At 68.8% G+C, this 4427-nt stretch carries 4 protein-coding genes and 1 pseudogene; all 5 read right to left on the reverse strand.

Features of this window, described 5'->3' with window-relative positions:
- Window positions 1–657, reverse strand: a pseudogene (locus tag OOT08_RS09320) (copper transporter); the annotation flags it as partial.
- Window positions 658–759: 102 nt separating this feature from the next.
- On the reverse strand, window positions 760–1038 hold the full coding sequence (locus OOT08_RS09325) for an HU family DNA-binding protein (protein WP_325092375.1): 279 nt from the start codon (window positions 1036–1038) through the stop codon (window positions 760–762).
- 229 nt (window positions 1039–1267) lie between these two features.
- On the reverse strand, window positions 1268–2677 hold the full coding sequence (locus OOT08_RS09330) for an MFS transporter (protein ID WP_325092376.1): 1410 nt from the start codon (window positions 2675–2677) through the stop codon (window positions 1268–1270).
- Window positions 2678–2734: 57 nt separating this feature from the next.
- A complete protein-coding gene (locus tag OOT08_RS09335; protein WP_325092377.1) occupies window positions 2735–3967 on the reverse strand; it encodes a M20 family metallopeptidase in 1233 nt (410 codons plus the stop codon).
- Window positions 3964–4427 (reverse strand): aminotransferase class I/II-fold pyridoxal phosphate-dependent enzyme (locus OOT08_RS09340; RefSeq protein ID WP_325092378.1); only part of this gene is annotated, 464 nt, incomplete at its 5' end. The genes OOT08_RS09340 and OOT08_RS09335, both read right to left, overlap by 4 nt.

The raw sequence follows: 4427 nt of genomic DNA on the forward strand, positions 1-4427 counted from the left end.
GGCCCGGTCCACGGTGCGTCCGATCATCACGAGGACCATCAGACCACCCAGCCAGACGGAGGCCCCGATGAGGTGCACGAGCAGCGAGTTCACGGCCTGGGAGTGGCCGGAGGCGCCCGCGGCGTGGCCCTGGCTCGCGAGGGGCACGAGCGTCACGAGGGACAGCACGAGCACGAGGAGCAGCCAGCGGCGGTCCCGCACGGCGAAGCAGAGCACGGAGAGCACGGCGGCCAGGGCGACTGAGAACAGCCACAGCATGCCGAGTTCGATCTCGGTCACGAACTGGGCGAGCGCGGCGCCGAACTGCTCATCGGGGGAGAAGGCCAGCCCGGAAACGTCGACGAAGGTCATGATCAGCGTCAGCGCCGAGGCGACCGCGAGCCCCGCGGCGAAAGCGGCCGCGGTGTCCATCGCGACGCCGAACTCGGGCTTCTTCGGGGAGAGGGCCCAGACGGCCATGACGAGCGAGCCGATCAGGCCCGCGCAGCAGAGGTTCACGAGGGTGCGCGCGAAGGGCATCCCGAAGCGCACGAAGGTGCCCGGATCCAGCAGCTCCCGGGGGGCGCCCGCCCCGCCGATCAGCAGACCGGCAATCAATCCTCCTGCGGTGAACAGCAGCAGGAGGGCAGGGGCATAGACACGAAGCAAACGGGGCACGGTCCCAGTTTACGCGTTCGCCCTGGGCAGAACATGGGCGCCAGAATGCGTCAGCGCCCCCGGCCCGAGGGCCGGAGGCGCTGATCATTTCAGCAGCAGAAACTACTTGACAGCAGCCTTGAGCTTGGAGCCCACGGAAACCTTGACGCGCTTGCCGGCGGGGATGTTGATGGTCTCGCCGGTCTGCGGGTTACGGCCCGTGCGAGCCGAGGTGTCAGCGGACTCGAACGCGATCCAGCCGGGGATGGTGACCTTGTCGCCCTTGGCGACGGTCTCGGACACCGCAGCGAAGAAGCCGTCAACGACGCTTCCGACCGTGGCCTGGCTCTGGCCGGTCTCGGCAGCGATCTTGGCAACAAGCTCAGTCTTGTTCAGTGACATTGTTTGTCCTCCTCGGACCCCTCAGCGCTGCTGCGTGAGTCCACATTGTTTCTGGTGTTCCCCGGTGCGGGGGCTGATCAAGCGATCGGCAGTAAATCTACCAGTAGTCGCGCGGTTTTCCGCGGAAAGTGGCTGTCTTTCCCGGTGTGTTGCCTGAAGATTCCGCGTTTTCCGACCCAAAGGGGTCCGGATCGGTCTCCGGCGGGCGGGCCGGGCCCGCCCGCCGGAGCTATTTGGCCCCGATGAGCTGCTCGCCCGCGGCAAGCCGTAACTGATCGTCCGTGCCGGGGATAATGTTCCCGCGCAGGGAGCGCCCCGCGGTCTCGCGGAAGGTGAGGACGGAGAGCAAGCCGATGAGCCCGGCGGCGGCGAGGTAGAACCCGGGTACAAGCGGGTTCCCCGTCACGTCGATCAGGTACTCGTTCGCGACGCCCGCGGTGCCACCAAAGAGCGCGGTGGACACGTTGTAGCCGATCGCGAAGCCCGAGTAGCGGACGGCGGTCGGGAACAGGGCCGGAAGCGTCGCCGAGATGTTCGAGATGATCATGACGAGGAACAGCCCGAGGATCCCGATTCCGGCAAGTTGCGACCAGACGGTGCCCACCTGGATCAGCATGACCGCCGGCACCGACAGCAGCATGAAGCCGAGGCTCGCGATGATGAGCAGCGGTTTGCGCCCGACCCGGTCGGACAGGGCGCCGAAGGGGACGATCACCGCCATCATGATGAGCTGGATGACCACGAGGGCGTAGTTGGACTCGGCAGCTCCGTGGCCGAGCGTGCTCGACAGGTAGCTGGGCATGTAGGTCAGCACGAGGTAGAAGGCGACGTTGATCAGGATGACGAAACCGACAAGCTTCAGCACCTGCTTCGGGTAGCCAATCAGCAGGTCCTTGACCGCGGTCAGCGCGGATTTGCGGTCGCCCAGGTCCTTGGTGTCCGCGGTGAACGTCTCGGGCTCGCTCAGGTGCCGCCGCATCCACAGGGCCAGCAGGCCGAGGGGGAGCGTCAGCAGGAACGGCAGCCGCCACCAGCCCGCCATCATCCCGTCCTCGCCGACGATGAGGGTGAGCGAGGTGCAGAGCACGGCGGCCGCGCTGAATCCGGCGAGGGTGCCGAACTCCAGGAAGGAACCGTAGAAGCCACGCCGGTTGTCCGGCGCGTGCTCCGACATGAAGATGGCCGCCCCCGCATACTCGCCGCCCGCGGAGAAGCCCTGCAACATGCGCAAAAACACGAGCAGCAGCGGCGCGGCAAACCCGATGTCCTGGTACGTCGGCAGCACGCCGATGGCGGCGGTGGCGAGGCTGATCATGATGATGGTGAACACGAGCACCTTCCTCCGGCCGATCCGGTCGCCCAGCGGGCCCAGGATGATCCCGCCCAGGGGGCGGACGAGGAAGGAGATGGCGAAGGTCGCGAAGGCAAGAATCCGGGGCATCGCATCGCCCTGGTCGCCGCCGAAGTCGAAAAACAGCGTCGAGATGAACACCACCAGGTAGCCGTAGACGCCGTAGTCGAACCACTCGATCGCGTTGCCGATGGCGGATCCGGCAACGGACTTTCTGGTGTCGCGCCGTTGGAGGGGCGTCAGGTCGATATCTCGGGTAATCGGGGGAAGCTGGTCCTGCTGATTCATGTGTCGCTCTTTTCTTCGGGGACCCTCGTTGGTCCTAAAAATGGCGTGGCGGAATGGTCAGGCGGGCGGGGTTGCGGGGGAGTGGGTGCGGGTTTCCGCGCCGGCGCCCAGACGCATACCGATCAGGGCATACGTTTGAGCGGCGGTCAGGAGGTCTGAGATGAGCACCTGCTCATCGGGCTGGTGCGCCTGGCCGGTGATGTCACCTGGCCCGAGAATGATGGTCGGCACCCCGTGGTGCGCGGCGATGAAACCACCCTCGCAGGCGGCAGTCCAGCCGGTCGGGCGGGCGTCTCGCCCCAGCTCGTCGAGCACGGCGCAGGCGACCCGGGCGAGCTGCGCGTCGGGGTCGGTGCGAAAGCCGGGCATCACCATCTCGACCCGCCCCTCAAGGCGGATACGCTCGGCCCCCGCGATCCCGCTGGCGGCGATTCCCGCGCGCACCCGCTCCAGGAGCCCGGCAAGAATGTCCTCGGCGCGCTCCCCGGGCAGCGTCCGGCGATCGAGGCTCAGCGCGCACGACTGGGCCACCATCGAGGTGGCGCTGCCCCCGCTGATCGTGCCGATGTTCCAGCTGGGCGACCCGAGGAGGGGGTCGCGGGTGTCTTGCGCGGCCTCGTGCTCGCGGTGCACCGTGTCGATGGCCACCCCGGCGGCCAGGATCGCGCTCGCCCCGTCCTCGGGCCGCCCGGCGTGCGCGGACGCGCCCGTGAGGGACAGCGCCAGGTTCGTCGCCCCGCGGCAGCCGATCACGGCCCGCAGGTCCGTCGGCTCCGCCACGACGCAGGCGAGCAGGTCGCGCGGCTCCGTCTCTGCGATATAGGCCTGCACGCCGGTCGCGAGATCCTCCTCGTCAACCGTGCAGAGCAACTCGGTGCGCAGCTCCGGCCGAGCGACGGCCAGAGCGCTCATCGCGGCGAGTGCCGCGGCCAGGCCGCCCTTCATGTCTGTGGCGCCGCGTCCGATCAGAGCGCCGTGTTCGAGTCGGGGCTCGAAGGGGTCGCCGGTCCAGCCAGCCCCCGCGGGGACGACGTCGCTGTGCCCGAGAAACAGGAGCACGGGCCCCTCGGGGTCCCCGAGCTCGGCGCGCAGGTTCGACCGCCCGGGCGACACCTCCTGCAGGGTGACCCTGGCCCCGATGCTGAGGCAGTGCGCGGCCAGGAGGCGCACCGTCTCCGCCTCGGTTTCGCCGGGGTTCTCCCCGCGCCCACGAATCAGGTCGCTCGTCAGCTCGACGATCTGGTCCCGGTCGAGCAGATCGAGGGCGACGCGTTCCCGTGCCGCGCTCATGACGCGTCCGCCGCACGGTCGAGGACTGCGCCCAGCCGGTCCACCCCGGTCACGATGCGCTCCGGGGTCGAGGTGGCGAAGCAGAGCCGGAGCGCGTTGCCGAAGTTCCCGGCGGCGGAGAAGGACCGCCCGGGGATGTAGGCGACGCCGCCCGCGAGCGCCTCCGCGAAGATGGCCTCCGTGTCGATGCCCGCGTAGCGCCCCCCGAGGGTGAGCCAGAGGAAGAAGCCCCCGTCGGGGTTGGTGCTCGTGACCTCCTCGCCGAAGCGTTCGGCGAGGGCGTGGCGCATGGTCTCCTTGCGCTCCCGGTAGATGGGGCGGAGCCGGTCCAGGTGCGGGCCGAGGTGTCCGGCCTCCAGGAAGGACGCGACCGCGTGCTGGACGGGGACGCTCGTGCAGGTGTCCATCGCCTGCTTGGCGTTGATGGCGAGCGCGCGAATTCTCGGGTCGACGTCGATCC

The organism is Leucobacter sp. M11 (assembly GCF_035726885.1).
In the GTDB taxonomy this organism is placed as follows: domain Bacteria; phylum Actinomycetota; class Actinomycetes; order Actinomycetales; family Microbacteriaceae; genus JAPFRB01.